This is a genomic window from Desulfobotulus alkaliphilus (assembly GCF_007830435.1).
In the GTDB taxonomy this organism is placed as follows: domain Bacteria; phylum Desulfobacterota; class Desulfobacteria; order Desulfobacterales; family ASO4-4; genus Desulfobotulus; species Desulfobotulus alkaliphilus.
This window is the reverse complement of the sequence record NZ_VLLC01000005.1, coordinates 41,726-57,493: the sequence shown is the minus strand read 5'-3', so window position 1 is coordinate 57,493 and position 15,768 is coordinate 41,726. Positions and strand designations below refer to the sequence as shown.

Annotated in this window: 13 protein-coding genes; 10 read left to right on the top strand and 3 right to left on the bottom strand. The window is 48.7% G+C overall.

The genetic code is table 11. The annotated features are described in order from the left end of the window. From LZ24_RS04615 to LZ24_RS04605, 3 genes are all read left to right on the top strand, one after another. Nucleotides 1-2,382 carry a GspE/PulE family protein gene (locus LZ24_RS04615; RefSeq protein ID WP_144682834.1) on the top strand — a complete coding sequence of 794 codons (2,382 nt, stop codon included), beginning with the start codon at nucleotides 1-3 and terminating at the stop codon, nucleotides 2,380-2,382. A 26-nt stretch (nucleotides 2,383-2,408) separates the two neighbouring features. Continuing rightward, nucleotides 2,409-2,879: a PilZ domain-containing protein gene (locus LZ24_RS04610; RefSeq protein WP_144682832.1), complete on the top strand. Its 471-nt coding sequence runs from the start codon at nucleotides 2,409-2,411 to the stop codon at nucleotides 2,877-2,879. Between the two features lie 254 nt (nucleotides 2,880-3,133). After that, nucleotides 3,134-3,739, top strand: coding sequence for a thermonuclease family protein (locus tag LZ24_RS04605; protein WP_222427532.1), 606 nt, complete (start codon nucleotides 3,134-3,136; stop codon nucleotides 3,737-3,739). A gap of 20 nt (nucleotides 3,740-3,759) precedes the next feature. On the opposite strand, the gene LZ24_RS04600 is transcribed toward LZ24_RS04605, so the two are convergent. Next, nucleotides 3,760-4,260: a hypothetical protein gene (locus LZ24_RS04600; RefSeq protein ID WP_144682828.1), complete on the bottom strand. Its 501-nt coding sequence runs from the start codon at nucleotides 4,258-4,260 to the stop codon at nucleotides 3,760-3,762. A 249-nt stretch (nucleotides 4,261-4,509) separates the two neighbouring features. Here LZ24_RS04600 and LZ24_RS04595 point away from each other — a divergent pair, with 249 nt between their 5' ends. Further along, complete coding sequence (locus tag LZ24_RS04595) at nucleotides 4,510-5,529, top strand: 3-oxoacyl-ACP synthase III family protein (RefSeq protein ID WP_144682826.1); 1,020 nt, start codon at nucleotides 4,510-4,512, stop codon at nucleotides 5,527-5,529. Here the strand turns inward: LZ24_RS04595 and LZ24_RS04590 are convergent. Continuing rightward, nucleotides 5,486-7,114: a glucose-6-phosphate isomerase gene (locus LZ24_RS04590; protein WP_144682824.1), complete on the bottom strand. Its 1,629-nt coding sequence runs from the start codon at nucleotides 7,112-7,114 to the stop codon at nucleotides 5,486-5,488. The genes LZ24_RS04595 and LZ24_RS04590 overlap by 44 nt on opposite strands. 183 nt (nucleotides 7,115-7,297) lie before the next feature. On the opposite strand from LZ24_RS04590, the gene LZ24_RS04585 reads away from it, so the two are divergent. From LZ24_RS04585 to LZ24_RS04575, 3 genes are all read left to right on the top strand, one after another. Continuing rightward, a complete protein-coding gene (locus tag LZ24_RS04585; protein WP_144682822.1) occupies nucleotides 7,298-8,455 on the top strand; it encodes a hypothetical protein in 1,158 nt (385 codons plus the stop codon). Between the two features lie 747 nt (nucleotides 8,456-9,202). After that, complete coding sequence (gene glmM, locus LZ24_RS04580) at nucleotides 9,203-10,558, top strand: phosphoglucosamine mutase (RefSeq protein ID WP_144682820.1); 1,356 nt, start codon at nucleotides 9,203-9,205, stop codon at nucleotides 10,556-10,558. A gap of 30 nt (nucleotides 10,559-10,588) precedes the next feature. Further along, the gene (locus LZ24_RS04575) at nucleotides 10,589-12,022 is read left to right on the top strand and encodes a mannose-1-phosphate guanylyltransferase/mannose-6-phosphate isomerase (RefSeq protein WP_144682818.1); all 1,434 of its coding nucleotides are present in this window, start codon (nucleotides 10,589-10,591) and stop codon (nucleotides 12,020-12,022) included. Between the two features lie 78 nt (nucleotides 12,023-12,100). On the opposite strand, the gene LZ24_RS04570 is transcribed toward LZ24_RS04575, so the two are convergent. Next, nucleotides 12,101-12,790, bottom strand: a complete 690-nt coding sequence (locus tag LZ24_RS04570; RefSeq protein ID WP_342779262.1) for a Bax inhibitor-1/YccA family protein — start codon at nucleotides 12,788-12,790, stop codon at nucleotides 12,101-12,103. 478 nt (nucleotides 12,791-13,268) lie between these two features. Here LZ24_RS04570 and xseA point away from each other — a divergent pair, with 478 nt between their 5' ends. From xseA to LZ24_RS04555, 3 genes are read left to right on the top strand one after another with little or no spacing between them, the layout of a single operon-like run. After that, entirely contained in the window at nucleotides 13,269-14,636 is a 1,368-nt protein-coding gene (gene xseA / locus LZ24_RS04565; protein ID WP_144682816.1) for an exodeoxyribonuclease VII large subunit, read from the top strand. After that, on the top strand, nucleotides 14,617-14,856 hold the full coding sequence (xseB, locus tag LZ24_RS04560) for an exodeoxyribonuclease VII small subunit (RefSeq protein ID WP_144682814.1): 240 nt from the start codon (nucleotides 14,617-14,619) through the stop codon (nucleotides 14,854-14,856). Before xseA ends, xseB begins: the two co-directional genes overlap by 20 nt. Further along, the gene (locus tag LZ24_RS04555) at nucleotides 14,853-15,758 is read left to right on the top strand and encodes a polyprenyl synthetase family protein (RefSeq protein ID WP_144682812.1); all 906 of its coding nucleotides are present in this window, start codon (nucleotides 14,853-14,855) and stop codon (nucleotides 15,756-15,758) included. The genes xseB and LZ24_RS04555 overlap by 4 nt, the downstream gene beginning before the upstream one ends. Nucleotides 15,759-15,768 lie beyond the last annotated feature (10 nt).

Sequence of the window (15,768 nt, the reverse complement as noted above, 5' to 3'; positions counted from 1 at the left end):
ATGACCGTCAGCCACGGGCTTTCAGAAATAGAAATCCGCATCCGTGAAGCAGAAGAATATTATCGCCATGGTCTGTATAAAGAGGCCAGTCAGATTTACGAAAAGCTCCTTTCAGAATCTTATCTGGATACTGAAACAGCAGGCAGTATTGCAGAAAGAATCCGGGAAACTGAATCAAAAATTAAGGAGATGGAAAGTATCGACAAACAGGTACTTTCATCCCAGGATCTGGACTGCATCCGTAGTACCTGGGGAAGCCAGGAAAAACCTTCGGACATCCTGCAAAGTGGAAATGCCTTTTCTGAATTGGGCCTGTACAAGGAAGCATTGGGGGAATTTATAAAGTTTGTGGGAAAAAAAGATACCCCCCTGCAGGAAACAGCCCATCTCATGGTAGACAGTCTTTTGGTTGCCCATCCCGGTGGTCGTATCCTTGAGCCCCTGAATACTTTTCTTAAAGAATCGGACCTTTCGGATAAGCTGAGGCTGGATGTTATCTTTACCTGCGGCCAGGATCTTTTAAAGAGACAGATGCTTGAAATAGCAGAGGATTTTTTTGTTTTGGTTAAGACGGAAAAACCCCTGTATCCCGGACTCAGCCTTGAACTTTCTAAGTTTGGGAAGGCTCAGAAATACTCATCAAGATATGCCTATCTGCTCGAAAAAAATCTTGTTACAGCAGAAAAACTGCAGCAGGCTCTGGCCATAGCCAAAACCAGAAAAAAAAGTGTGGAATCTGTTCTTATGGAAGAATTCCGCATTTCAAAGGCAAATGTCAGTGAATCCTTAAAACTTTTCTACAATGTGCCCTTTAAGGATTTTGACCCGAAAATTCCTGTTCCCCATGAACTGGTTCAAAAGCTTAAAAAAACATTTCTTCTTGAAAATAAATGGGTGCCCCTTTCATGGGATCTGAATGCTGTGGACATCCTCATTGATGACCCCAAAAATATTATTAAAACAGATCAGGCACAGACCCTTCTCAATGCCTCGCACATACGTCTTTTTATAGGATTTAAAGAAGATATCGATGCATATATCCACCTGTTCTATAAGGAAAACCATGAAGAAGACGATGCCATGCAAAATCAGGCTGCTTCCAGTGGTTTTGATATGGCGGATATTGCCTTTGAAGAAGTTGAAGATGATAGCGACAGGGGCCAGGAAGATACCGGAGAAGAAAATTCCGGCCATATCGTTAAGATGGTGGATCAGATACTTGTCACGGCTTATCGAAAAGGTGCCTCGGATATCCACATTGAACCTTCACCGATTACTAAAAAAACCCGTATTCGCTACCGTATTGACGGGGTATGCCAGGAAGTCCTTCAGCTGCCAAACCATACGGCTAAGCCCTTAATATCCAGACTCAAGATTATGGGACGCCTTGATATTGCAGAACGACGGATGCCCCAGGACGGCAAAATCAAGTTTAAAAGAAAGGGTGTTAAGCCCTTTGAACTGCGGCTTGCAACACTTCCAACAGCGGGTGGATTTGAGGATGCCGTCCTTCGTATCCTTGCTGAATCCGGTGCCATGCCCCTTGAGAAAATGGGGATGAGCCAACGCAATCTTGACTGTCTCCAGAGAGTTATCCGTCAGCCATATGGCCTTGTCCTTGTTGTTGGACCAACGGGCAGTGGTAAAACAACAACCCTGCATGCAGCACTGGGGGAAATCAACAAACCAGGCATTAAAATATGGACAGCCGAGGATCCTGTGGAAATATCCCAGGAAGGTCTGCGTCAGGTGGAATGTCAGGCAAAAATAGGCCTTGATTTTGCAAGGGTCATGCGCGCCTTTCTCCGTGCGGACCCTGATGTGATCATGATTGGTGAGATGAGGGACCATGAAACGGCTTCCACGGGCATTGAGGCCTCATTAACGGGTCACCTTGTTTTTTCCACACTGCATACCAACAGCGCACCGGAAACCATCACCCGTCTTCTGGATATGGGACTGAATCCCTTGAACTTTTCCGATGCCTTTCTGGGTGTTATGGCCCAGCGTCTTGTGCGGAGGCTCTGCACGGACTGCAAGGAAGCTTTTCATCCTACACCAGAAGAATTTGACGAAATTCAGACATATTATGGTAAGGGAATGGAAGATGCTGGCCTTCATTATGCGGAAGACCTGACCCTCTATCGTTCTGCCGGATGTCCAGAATGCAGCAATACCGGGTATCGCGGTCGTCTGGGGATTCATGAGCTTCTTCTGGGCAGTGCAAAGATCAAACAGCTGATTAAAAGAGCGGCACCTACCGAAGAAATTTTTTTACAAGGTGCTTCAGAAGGTATGACAACCCTGATGCAAGATGGCATTGCAAAGGTTTTTCAAGGCTTGACAGATATTGAAGAAGTCCGGCGTGTTTGTGTCAGTTGATCCTCTCAAAAACCGAGGAGGGCAACATGGAAAAAATTTTTGTAAAAAATATGAACGCAACGTTTATATGCCCGGCCTGTGGTTTTTCAGCCATCAGAGATGTCAGCCGTTTTATGGATGTAAAATCGACAATTCACATACGTTGTCTCTGTAAACACTGCAGCCATCAGTACAGGGTTCTGCTGGAGCGACGTTCCTTTGTAAGAAAAAGCACCTCCTTTACGGGGCGGTATAAATCCAGAAATAATATTCAAAGCCAAGGAGTTATGACGGTTCTTGATATTTCGCGCTCCGGTTTGAAAATGCAGATACTGATTCCACAGAAGCTTTCCGCAGGGGATGTTCTGGAGCTGGAATTTCGCCTTGACCGTGGCTCCTGTCCCCTTATTCACAGGGAGGGCATTGTCAAAAACATACTTGGAGGAAAAACGATAGGACTTGAGTTTTCGTCTTCGAACCACACAGACGCATTGGGACCCTATCTCGCTTTTTTATAAGCCTACATAGTATTGCGGCATTTTTTAAAGGAGTAACTTTTGAAGATACTCAGAAGCAGCTTACGCCCTGCCAGGGTGTCTTGCCGTAGAGTAACTTGTTGTAAAACTAAAACTCATTTCGATCAGTGATGGGCAATTGGTCTACTTTTAACCTTCTGAATTAAAAGAATTAAATTAAAGATACTCAGAAAAGATAATTATTTATGGATCAGACAGAACAAAAACAGAGGAAAACAAAGATTACAAGGATCGTTTTGCTCCTTGTTTTTTTGTTTCTCCCGGTCATGGCCGCCCATGCCATGGAAAGAGTAGAAATTGGATTTATTCCCGACGGAGATACGGTACGCCTGAGGGATGGAAGATGGATAAGGCTCATGGGCATTGACGCACCGGAAATGAGTCATGGAAACCAGAAAGGCAGTTGCGGTGGGGATATGGCCAGAAAGGCCCTTCTCAATCTCATAGGAAAAAAGCCAGTTTATCTGAAAACCACAGGAAAAGACCGTCATGGTCGCATCCTTGGAAAAATTTACCTTGAAAACGGGCTTTGCATCAATACAGAACTTATCCGTTTGGGTATGGCCTGGGTGTATATCCACGGGAAACCCGATGAGGATCAGAAAAAATGGATGGATTTACAAAAAACAGCCATATTTCAAAAAAAAGGTATCTGGCAATTCATGAAAAAATCACCGCCCGTTGTGGGTAACAGACGCTCCTATCGTTTTCACCTTTCAGACTGTGCCTTTGGAAAAAAAATAAGCCCCCGCAACCGCATATTTTTCGCTTCTGCTGAAGAGGCATTTGCAGCAGGCTATGCACCGGCCCGCAACTGCCTCCCTGACCCCATATGCCCATAAAAAACCATCTGATGCCGTATTTATGAATCCATATTTTCTTTCAGATAGTTTTGCAGGCTGGATAATACGCCGGTAAAAACCCGTCTTCCTGCAACAAGGGCATAACTGTCCTCTGGATCGCCACAGAGACCAGCGTAGCAGGCACCCACCTCTCTGCCCGGATCTTCCGGATTGCTGGCACGGGAAAGGGCCCCAACATACATATCCAGTCTTTTCCGAAGAGCCGAAAAATAATCAATCTCTGTCCCGGAACTTTTACATATTTCGTCAATTTCTTTGGAAAGAAGGGATATCCGCTGCCAGAAAAGTTCACTGAGGGTCGTTTTGGCCGGATGTTCAGCCAGAAGAAAAGCCAGCCCCCAGCCTACCGAGAGAATTTTCAGCATCCGTATCTCATATTCCATCGTGGGTCCGGCAATGGAACTTTCCTCTGGAAGAGCTTCCACCAGAGGAAGAATATCATTGCTCTGGGTGGCATAGGCCACCAGTGATTCGGCAATTGCCTGCATCTTTTCTTCCACTGTTCCTCCCTTGGCTGCTGCTGGTTGTAAAAACAGATAAACTATTTTCTGTCTGCATCCCTATCATATATCTGCCCATGGTGCCATGCATAAGGGATAAAAATGGAGCCGATTTCACAAAGCTTTTGCTTCTCATTTGAAAGGGCATTTGCTATCTTGCCGGAAAAGCCTGCAGGGCTGGCATTCCGCAATCAGCAGTTTACAATGCAGATTCTTTTAATCCTATGAATAAGCTTAAAGGAGATATCCATGAAACGCAGCCTGATACGCAGTACCGGACGTTATATTCCGCCCCGCCTTGTTACCAATGAGGACCTGACCCGTTTCATGGATACAACGGATGAATGGATTCAGCAGCGAACGGGAATAGAGCAGCGCTACTGGATACCGGAAGAGGGCGGGGTGGGTGCTTCGGATCTGGCTCTGGAAGCCTCCCGCATCGCTTTGGATCGTGCGGGGTGGAAGGCCGAAGATATAGACCTGATTATTTTTGCCACCTTAAGTCCGGATATTTTTTTCCCGGGCTCAGGATGCCTGCTTCAGGATAAGCTTGGGCTGGAAACAACCCCGGCTCTGGATATACGTCAGCAGTGTACGGGATTTATTTACGGCCTTGCCACGGCAGATGCCTACATCAAAGCGGGTATGGTCAACCGTGTACTGGTGGTGGGTGCTGAAGTTCACAGTTCAGGTCTTGACATCAGCACCCGAGGCAGGGATGTGGCGGTTCTTTTCGGGGATGGTGCAGGCGTTGCCTGTGTGGAAGGTGTGGAAACGGAGAAGGAAATAGGTATCCTTGCCACAGCCTTGCACGCCCAGGGACGTCATGCCTCAAGCCTTATGCTGGAAGCACCCGCATCCAGATATACGGAACGCATCACCGCAGAAATGCTGGAGCAGGGCCGTCATTACCCCACCATGGAAGGGAAGACCGTTTTCAAACATGCCGTGCGCCGTCTCCCGGAAGTGACACATGAGGTTCTGGAAAAGGCAGCGCTGGGTTTGGATGACATCGATCTGATCATTCCCCATCAGGCAAATCTTCGCATCAACCAATTCTACCAGAGAGCGCTGGGAGTTGCCGATGAAAAAATGTTTCACAATATCATGAGATACGGAAATACCACAGCAGGCAGTATTCCCATAGCCATGGATGAAGCCATTGAGCTGGGAAGGCTTGACACAAAAAAAGACACCCTCCTGCTTACGGCACTGGGAGCAGGTCTTACCTGGGCGGGTCTTGTGTACCGTTTTGGTTCGGAAGACTAAGGTCTCCTTTTTTAAGGGCCTTCAGGTAAAGCCCCGTTGTTCCAGATGATGAAAAAATGGACTCGGAAAGACTTTTTCGCAGCTCTGATGCCATGATTTTACCATTTTCAACGCCAAACTGGTCGAAGGGGTTCAGATTTTTTAAAAAGCCCGTATACACGGTTCTGGCTTCAAGGAAAGCCAGCAGGTGCCCAACATCCTCTGCCATCAGATTTTTTAGAGTAATGATACTGACGGGGCGGTTACCGGGACAAAGCTGTTCCGGCCGCCCCCCGGTTCTTCCCAGTGCAAATGCATCGGCCTGGGCGAGGAGGTGGGTCCACAGCTCTTCGTGGGCCCTGCTTCCTTCACTGGATGCCCTGCATTCCGGTGGTGGCTGCAGGATACCGATAAGATCCAGAGGGAGAGGTCTTCCCTGATGGAGCATCTGGAAAAAAGAATGCTGGGCATCGGTTCCCGTATCTCCGAAGCAGAACATGGCCCCTTTGTCATGGGGAATGGCTTGCCCTGCAAGGCTCAGGCCTTTTCCAAGACTTTCCATGTAGAGCTGCTGCATATGGGCTGGAAAATACTGAAGCGGAGCTGCGTAGGGAATCATGGCAAAGGCAGGAAACCCAAGATAATCACCGTTCCAGATATCACAGAGGGCTGCCAGAAGAGGAAGGTTTTGATCTGCCGGAGATGTGGCTGCATGGGTATCCATTTCCCTGCAGCCTGCAAGCAGTCCTTTCACTACATCAGGGCCAAAGGCAAGGCTCAGGGGAAGGCTTCCCACAGCCGATGTAACACTGTAGCGGCCGCCGATAAAATCAAAAATATGAAAGACCCTCAGGCAGGCAGATTCTGAAACATTGTCTCCGGGACTGCCTTTGCCTGTGATATGAACAATGTGCTCAGAGGGTCTGAGTTCGGCATTTTCCAGCCAGTTGCGCACCAGACTCAGGTTAATGTCAACCACTTCACGGGTTGTAAAGCTTTTGGAGACCACAAGCACAAGGGTACTGGCAGGGTTCAGTTTTCTGGTCTGAGCGATAAAGGCATGGGGATCTACAGTAGATAAAAAATGTAAAGGAAGAAAACAATTATGGCGTGCGTTTAAGGCTTCATAAACCGCCTGTGTTCCTAAACGGGATCCCCCGATGCCCAGCACAAGGACATCGCTGAAGGGCTTTCCCTTTGATCCGCAAATTTTTTTATCATGCACCTGACTGGAAAATTCAAAGGCTTTTCCGTGGATATCGCCAAGTATCCGGGCAATATTCTGACCATCGACCCGCACAGGCATATCGGCATTCCTTGCAGCGGTATGCAGAGCAGCACGATCTTCACTGGTATTCACCTTTTTTCCAGCCATCATTGCCGCAAATTTTTCCTGAACGCCTGCCTGATCCGCTTCCTTCATCAAAATATTCAGAACATCTGAGCAGAGATGCTGACGGGAAAGATCAAGAAACATCCCCCCCCCCTGATGAAAAAGCTGCTGGCAGCGGATCTTATCTTCAAGGAGAAAACGCATGTGCAGGGAGGGGTCTGTCAATGTTTTTCCGGCGAGATTTTTTAGATACGCATCCTGGAGAAATTGCATGGTCTGTACGCCCTGCCTGATTTTATGCTAAAGGTTTGCTGAGCCAGATTCATCCTTTATATGGATGACAAATGGAAATGGTCAGAAGCTGATATAACAGTACTGCGAGTTCGAAGTTGCAAGAGACCGGAGCATATCAGAATGAAAAGTATTCATGCAAGACTTTTGGAAAAAGGGGTTATAATGCCAGACCCGGCCCAGGTCTTCATTGCCAAAGATGTGAGCCCTGATAACATAGAAAAGGATGTTACCCTTTATCCGGGATGCCGGATTTCCGGTTCAGGAACCCTTCTGCTTTCAGGCAGTCAAGTGGGCGAAGAGGGACCAGTGGTTATGGAAAATGTCTGTACAGGCCGCCATGTACACCTGAAAGGCGGATTTTTTAAAGATGCCGTTTTTCTTGAAGGGGCCAAGGCAGGGAATGGCAGCCATGTGCGTGGCGGCAGCATTCTTGAAGAATCCGCTTCCATCGCCCACAGCGTGGGACTCAAGCAGACCATCCTTTTTCCATGGGTAACCCTCGGCAGCCTGATTAACTTCTGTGATATTCTCATGACCGGCGGCACAGGGCCTCAGGATCATTCAGAGGTGGGCAGCAGTTATATTCATTTTAACTTTACGCCGGATCAGGACAAGGCAACGGCTTCCCTGCTCGGTGATGTACCGTCCGGTGTCATGCTGGATAAAGCCCCAATTTTTCTGGGAGGGCAGGGAGGGCTTGTGGGGCCATGCCGCCTTGCCTTTGGGACCGTAGTGGCTGCAGGCACCCTGCAGCGCAAAGACGAGCTCAGGGAAAACCGGCTCATTTTCGGTTCCAGCCTGAGGGGAGGCAACGTTGAAAGGTCTGCGGGTCACTATCCGGGGCTACGCCGTATTCTGGATCATAATTTTACCTACATCGCCAATCTCCATGCCCTTGAACAGTGGTATAGACATGTCAGGGGCAAACTGATTTCCCCCCGTTTCCCAGAAAAACTGCACCATGCCTTATTGCAGCAGGTGAAATCCGCCATTTCCGAAAGAATCAAACGTCTGCGGCAGCTTAAGGAAAAACTTGCAGCATCAGCCAGGGTTTCATGCTTTGAAAGAAACAGCCTGCACAGCCTGTGGATGGAAAAAGCCGACGCTGTCTGTCTCCTTCTTTCGGAAGATGAAAAACAGAGCAAAAATGAGACAGTCCTTCATTTTAAAAAGCGTTTTTTTGATAATTTTATTTTTGAAAAGGACTATCTCTCAACCCTTGCATCGCTGAATACGGAACAAAGGGATGCGGGCCGCAGATGGCTGTATTCCATTACGGAAAAAAGGGCAGGGGAGGCATGGGCAGCATTGACATTCTAATGAATGCTTTATTTGATTACTACCTTGACTCAGCCACAACTTGCTGGTCAGGTTGTTGCCCCAGGCCTATGGTGCGGGCTTTAACACGGGCAGGCGCAAGGCCTGCCCTTAACGCTTGGTTTTTACGGCCCTGTTTTATGTAGGGGCACCCTTTACGGGTGCCCGTGAACATGCTTAAAATCTTGTCATTTAATTTCCATGATGAAGGTTTGTATGGCTGAAAGACAGTGTTAATCAGAATGCTTTATTTCTTGTAATTATTCAGCATATTTTATTCCGAACTTCCAATGCTGTAGTTGCAGCAGCGTCTTACTGCTGCAAGGCTCCGTGGCTATTGGCAAGTGACATTGCAATCGTTTCGGATTCCGGCACTCAAGCCATAAACCTAAAGCCTATGATGCAAATAATATAGCTTTTTCAGGGTTGAGTGCCGGAGTGCCAATAAGAAGCGGCAAACTGTCTGAGCCGCCACAAAGGCAGCGTACCAAGGCCTGCCATGGTAATAAAAAGCTTATCCTGCCTGTGGCGGGGGGTTTTTTTCGCTTCCGCACAGGGCAAGAAGCTCCCGAATCCGGCACTCAAGATCCTTGAAGCATTTTTGCTCCCGTAAAGGGCTTGAGTTTTTCAGCTTGAGTGCCGGTTGCGTCACGGGCAAATAGCCTGGGGCCTGTGCATCTGTCTTGCAGGTATGGTCTTTGGAAAAAGGTGCTGAATAATTACATTATTTTAAACACAAAAGGATACAGCATGAAGAATATTTTTGGAACTGATGGCATCCGGGGCCGTGCTGGTGTATTGCCCATGGATGCCATGGGTCTTGCCAGTATTGGAAAAGCCTTTGGTGTCTGGCTTCGCAGCTGTTGCACAGATACAAAAGACAGACCCTCTGTGCTGATTGGAAAGGATACAAGGAATTCCGGCGATATGCTTAGCGCTGCCCTGGCGGCAGGTCTCATGGATTCGGGGGTGGATGTCATGGATGGGGGAATTCTCCCGACACCAGCGGTGGCTCTGGCAGTTCGCAGCGGAAAAGCCAGTGCCGGTGCTGTGATCTCTGCATCCCACAACCCCTATTACGATAACGGTGTAAAATTTTTTACCCAAAGGGGGATGAAACTCAGCGATGATGATGAAGAAAAAATCTCCGCACTGTTCATGAAAACATGGACAGAAAAAAACATAAACATCATGGGTCGCATGCTCCCCGCATCTGATATTTTGCAGGATTACATCAGCTTCATTCTTACAAAAGCAGGGGAGGGCCACTCCCTTAATGGCATGAAGCTGGTGCTGGATACGGCCCATGGTGCCATGTATCAGGCAGCTCCAGAGGTTTTTCGTGCTCTGGGCGCAGAGGTGCATGTCCTTGCAGCAGAACCCGATGGCATGAATATCAATGAGGGTGTTGGTTCCCAGCATACGGAGCTGCTTTGCCGCCATGTGACTGAAAAAAAAGCCCATGCAGGCTTTGCCTTTGACGGAGATGGTGACCGTCTGATTGCCGTGGATGCTTATGGTAAAAAAATCAGCGGCGATACTCTTCTGGCCATTTTTGCAAGGTCAGCCATGGAAAAGGGGCAATTGAACCCGCCAGTTCTGGTCAGTACGGTCATGAGCAACCTGGGCCTGAAGGAAAGCCTTGAACAGGCAGGTATTGTCCATGAAGTGACCGGTGTAGGTGACAGACAGGTATTACAGCGCATGCATGAGAAGGGAGCTCTGATCGGGGGAGAGGATTCAGGTCATCTGATTTTTCTTGGTCCCCACTGTACGGGGGATGGTCTCTTTGCTGCGGTTCTACTGGCAAGGCTTTGTAAAAAGAAGCCCCTGCATGAACTGGCTGCCTGTATGCGAACATACCCTCAGGTTCTTGTGAATATCCCCGTAAAGAAAAAAATTTCTTTAGAAAAACTCCCCGGCGTGCAAAGGGAAATAGAAGCCGCTGAAAAACATCTTGGAAATATGGGCCGTATTCTTGTGCGGTATTCCGGCACGGAACCTCTTTGCCGCATCATGGTGGAGGCAGAATCTGAGGAAGAAGCCAGAGCCGTCTGTGATAAGGTTCAGAAGGCAATGGAAATCGATGCTGGTCTGTATGCATGATTTAAACTGTTTAAAAATATGGAGTTCCCGATGAAAAAAAATGTCATTGTTCCCGTGATTCTTGCCGGGGGATCCGGGTCCAGACTCTGGCCCCTTTCCCGGCAGCTGCACCCCAAACAGCTTATTGCCCTGAACAGCTCAAAGACCATGCTTCAGGAAACGGTTTTACGCTTAAGCTCTCTTTCCGAGGCCGCAGATCCCATTGTTATATGCAATGATGACCATCGCTTCATGGTTGCAGAACAGCTGCGGGAAGTGGGCATAAAACCCGGCGCCATTCTTCTTGAGCCGGAGGGTAGAAACACAGCACCTGCCATTGGCGTATGCAGCATAGAAGCGGCTTCCAGATATACGGATCCGATTCTGCTGGTGCTTCCCGCAGACCACTTTATTGCAGATCCGTCAGCATTCACTGAGGCGGTAAGAAAAGGGGCAGGGGAGGCAGAGCAGGGCAGACTCATTACCTTTGGTATAGTTCCGGACGGGCCCGAAACAGGCTATGGATACATTCAAAAGGGAGGCCCCCTTGATTCCGGAGCCTTTCAGATTAAAAGATTTGTGGAAAAGCCTGACCTTGAAACGGCAGAAAGCTATGTGACATCCGGAGAATATCTTTGGAATTCCGGCATGTTTTTATTTAAGGCCTCGGCCATTTTAAAGGAGTTCCACTCCCTTGTACCAGAGATTCTGTCTGCCTGCGAGGCCGCCCGCAAAAAAGCCATCGTGGATCTGGATTTTATCCGCCTGGATGCCCCAAGTTTTCATGCTTCACCATCCGATTCCATTGATTATGCCATCATGGAAAAAACAGGGCAGGGGGTTATGGTTCCTCTGGAAGCCGGGTGGAGTGACCTCGGATCATGGGAAGCCCTCTGGCAGGTGGGGAAAAAGGATCTGAAGTCCAATGTCACCCATGGGGATGTGTTGACCCACGATGTCCGAAATTCCTTTTTACATGCGGAAAGCCGGATGATCGCAGCCGTTGGGCTTGAAAATCATATTGTGGTGGAAACTCCTGATGCGGTGCTGGTTTCTCCCAGAGACCGGGTGCAGGATGTCCGGAAAATGGTAGAGTATATGCGCCTCATGGGAAGGGAAGAGGCCATTTCCCACAGACGGGTGTACCGTCCATGGGGAAGTTATGAGACCATTGCCATGGACAATCGTTTTCAGGTGAAAAGAATTACCGTGAAACCCGGTGCCAAGCTTTCTGCGCAGAAGCATTATCACAGGGCTGAGCACTGGGTTGTTGTGCGGGGTACGGCTGTGGTGGAAAGGGATGGAGAGTCCATTCTTCTGAGGGAGGATGAATCCATCTATATTCCTCTGGGTGCAACCCACAGGCTTGAAAACCCCGGGAAAATTCCGCTGGATCTCATCGAGGTACAGTCCGGGAGCTACCTTGGGGAAGATGATATTGTACGCTTTGACGACGTTTATGGAAGGGTACCAGAGGTTTCCTGATGATAAAAAAACGAGGCTGTCTCGCTTGAATGCCGGGACAGCCTCGTCAGAATTTAAATCTTATCTCACATCAGATGCTTAATCCCTGTCTCCAAAGATGTGAAGCATCATGATAAAGAGGTTGATGAAGTCCAGATAAAGGGATAATGCCCCAAAAATGGCACCTTTTCTGAGGGTGGCATTGTCCAGATCCGCAGGCTGGGAAAGGGCCATCTGCTTGATTTTCTGGGTATCCCATGCCGTAAGGCCAATGAATACAAAGACACCGATGTAACTGACAATCATTGTGACCATGGGGCTTCGGAAAAAGATATTCACCACAGTGGCGATAATGATGCCGATGAGGCCCATCATGAGAAAACCGCCAAAGCTGGTCAGATCCTTTTTCGTTACCATGCCGTAGGCGCTGGCAGCCGCAAAGGTCAGGGCACAGATAAAGAAGGTGGAGGTAATGGATGCACTGGTATAAACCAGAAAAATCCATGAAAGGGTCACGCCGTTAAGGGCCGCATAGAGAACAAAGAGGCCCGTGGCCGTGGATGCGGAAAGGGTTTGAATTCTGCTGGCGAGAACAAAAACCATACCCAGCTGGACAATGACCAGCAGAAAAAAGAGTCCCCGTGGTACGATAAACATTTCCGATACCAGATAAGCCAGGACGCCCGTGACAGCAAGGCCGATGGCCATCCAGTTGTACACGCTCTGGATAAAGCCGTTAACATGGGCTTTGGTTTTTTCGTTCGATGCAAGGACTTTTTCCATTTCCATGCTGTTTTTTTCCTCCCTAAAATTATTTTTATAAGTTTATGAAAAACCTGAGCCAGTGGAAGCATCAAAGCGGATGTTTCCGTTTTTCAGATAAAATGCCGCAATGGATGCGGTCTCTGCAATTTGGTACTATAAGAAAGGATGAAGGGATAATCAAGTAAAGTCGGTAAAAGGGTGGCGATTTTTTATGGGTCTGATGCAGAGGCACCCGGACGAAGAGCCATCAGACTGTCTGTGAGATTACAGCGCTGGCATTTTAAAATCCAAGAAAAGTTTACATAATGCACATTATGAGTTTTTTATATTGCCTCAATATTTGTCAGGTTCAAGCGAAACGCTTGTCAAAGTCTGCAAAAAAGCATAGGATCTGCCCATTTTCCGTCAATATCTAACAATCAATGACGGAGAGTACCAATCAACCGGATTGTTTTTTTTACATCCGCCCTGTTAACCTTAAGGAAAGGCATCAGCGAATTCCATGGGGACAGAGATTTCCGGAAAGGATGTCCGTAAAATCCACACCATTTCCGAGTTAACCTCGGATATCCGGTCCCGCCTGGAATCTGCCTATCCCTTTGTCTGGATTGTGGGAGAAATCTCCAACCTTTCACGGCCTTCGTCCGGACATCTCTATTTTTCCCTCAAAGACAATAGCGCCCAGATTGCGGCCCTGATGTTCCGGGGTCAGAACCGTCAGCTCCGTTTTCAGCCGGAAAACGGCCTCAAGGTTACGGGCTTTGGCCGCATCAGTGTTTATCCTCCCAGGGGTAGCTATCAGATTATTCTGGAATATCTTGAACCCGCAGGCGCAGGTTCCCTTCAGCTGGCCTTTGAGCAACTGAAGCGCCGCCTTGAAGCCGAAGGATTATTTGATGCTGTTCATAAACGCCCCCTGCCCTTTCTTCCCCAACGGATCTCCCTTGTTACTTCTCCGGATGGTGCCGCTCTCCATGACATGCTGAAGGTCCTTAAGAACAGATATCCCAATCTTCACATTGAAGTGGCTCCTGTGCCTGTTCAGGGCGAGGGTGCTGACAGGCAGATTGCCTCAGCCTTAAAAAAAATCAATGCATTGAACAGGAGTGATCTGATTATTCTTGCAAGGGGTGGCGGTTCCCTGGAAGATCTGGCGGCCTTTAACAGCGAAGATGTGGCAAGGGCTGTTTTCGAATCTGAAATCCCTGTCATTACAGGTGTTGGCCATGAGACAGACTTTACCATTGCTGATTTTACAGCCGATTACCGGGCATCCACACCAACGGCTGCGGCAGAATCCGCAGTGCCGGTCAAAGAAAGACTGAAAACGGAAATAAGCAGCACCCGGAATCATCTCTGTGCTGCATTTAAAAGCCACCTGAGCCGACTTCGCCTCAAAAATTTGAATATGCAGGAAAAACTGCTGCATCCGCGCCGCAGTCTCAGCTTGAGCCGGATACGTCTGGATGAGACGGAGGAAAAACTGCTGCGCCGTTTCAAACGTCTCATTGCATGGAAAAAGCAACAGCTCGGCTGGACGGAAAAAGCCCTCTCCCCTGCCCCGCTGTTTCAATGGTTACAGCAAAAACGTATGCAGCATGCACAGGTGCATAAGATGCTGCATTTTTATCTTTCAGAAGATATCCGAAGGAAGCGGATTGACTCTGAAAATCTGCAGCAGCGGCTGAACAGCCTGAACCCCTTTGCTGTTCTGGAAAGGGGGTATGCCGTGGCAAGAAAGCTTCCTGAAAAAAGCATTATCAGAGAAACCGGAAATCTCAGGCCCGGAGACAGCATAGAAATTCAGCTTGCAAGGGGTTCCCTGCGCTGTCGTATAGAGGAAATGGATCATGGCAAAAAAAAGCTTTGAAGAAGGACTTGCACAAATGCAGGCCATTGTGGAAGAACTGGAAAGCGGTGAACTTCCGCTGGAAAAGGCCATCCGCAGATTTGAAGAAGGAATGAAGCTTTCAAAATACTGTAATGACTGCCTTGATGAGGCGGAAGCCCGCCTGACAAGACTCACGGAATCAGGCGAAGAGCCTCCCTTTCAGCCGGCAACAGCTTCCAGAGAGGACGGGACCCCATGACCTTTGTGCTTGGAGACCACCTTGAATCATGCCGCAGATGGGTGGATCTTTCCCTTAAGGCCTGTCTGGATGCGGCTTCCTGCCCCTCCCCCCGCCTTTATGAAGCCATGTCCCATTCCCTGATGGCCGGAGGCAAGCGGCTGCGGCCCATCCTTTGCCTCGGTGCTGCACAGGCCATCACGGAAAATCTTGAACAGGCCATGGATCTGTGCCGGGACGTGGCCTGTGCTCTGGAGTTGATCCATACCTACTCCCTCATCCACGACGATCTTCCTGCCATGGATGATGATGACCTTCGCAGGGGCATTCCCACCTGTCACAAAGCCTTTGATGAAGGAACAGCCATTCTGGCAGGCGATGCCCTCCTTACCCTTGCCTTTGACAGACTGTCTTCATCAAAAAAGGCCCTTTCCCATCCCCTGCTGTGGCTGAATATCATCGGCGCCATTGCAAGGGCTGCAGGTCCGGCGGGCATGGTTGGCGGCCAGATGCTTGATCTTGCATCCGAAGGAAAAAACATTGATTATGGAATGCTTGAAAGGCTGCACAGGCTCAAAACCGGAGCCCTCATAGAAGTTTCCATATACAGCGGCGCTCTTCTGGCAGAAGCCAGTGAAAAACAGCAGGCTGCCCTGCACGCCTATGGCAGGCATCTGGGGCTGGCTTTTCAGGTGACTGATGATCTTCTGGATGTCACAGGCGATCCTTCTGTCATGGGAAAAAACACAGGATCCGATGCCCAGAGCCAAAAAGCCACCTATCCTTCCCTGCTGGGGCTGGAAGCCGCCATGGGTCTGGCAGAAAATCTTGTAAAAAACGCCATTGACAGTCTTGATAATTTTGGGCCCGGTGCAGATCCGCTCCGCGCCCTTGCAGCCTATGTACTGGAACGCAAAAAATGAGCCTTATACC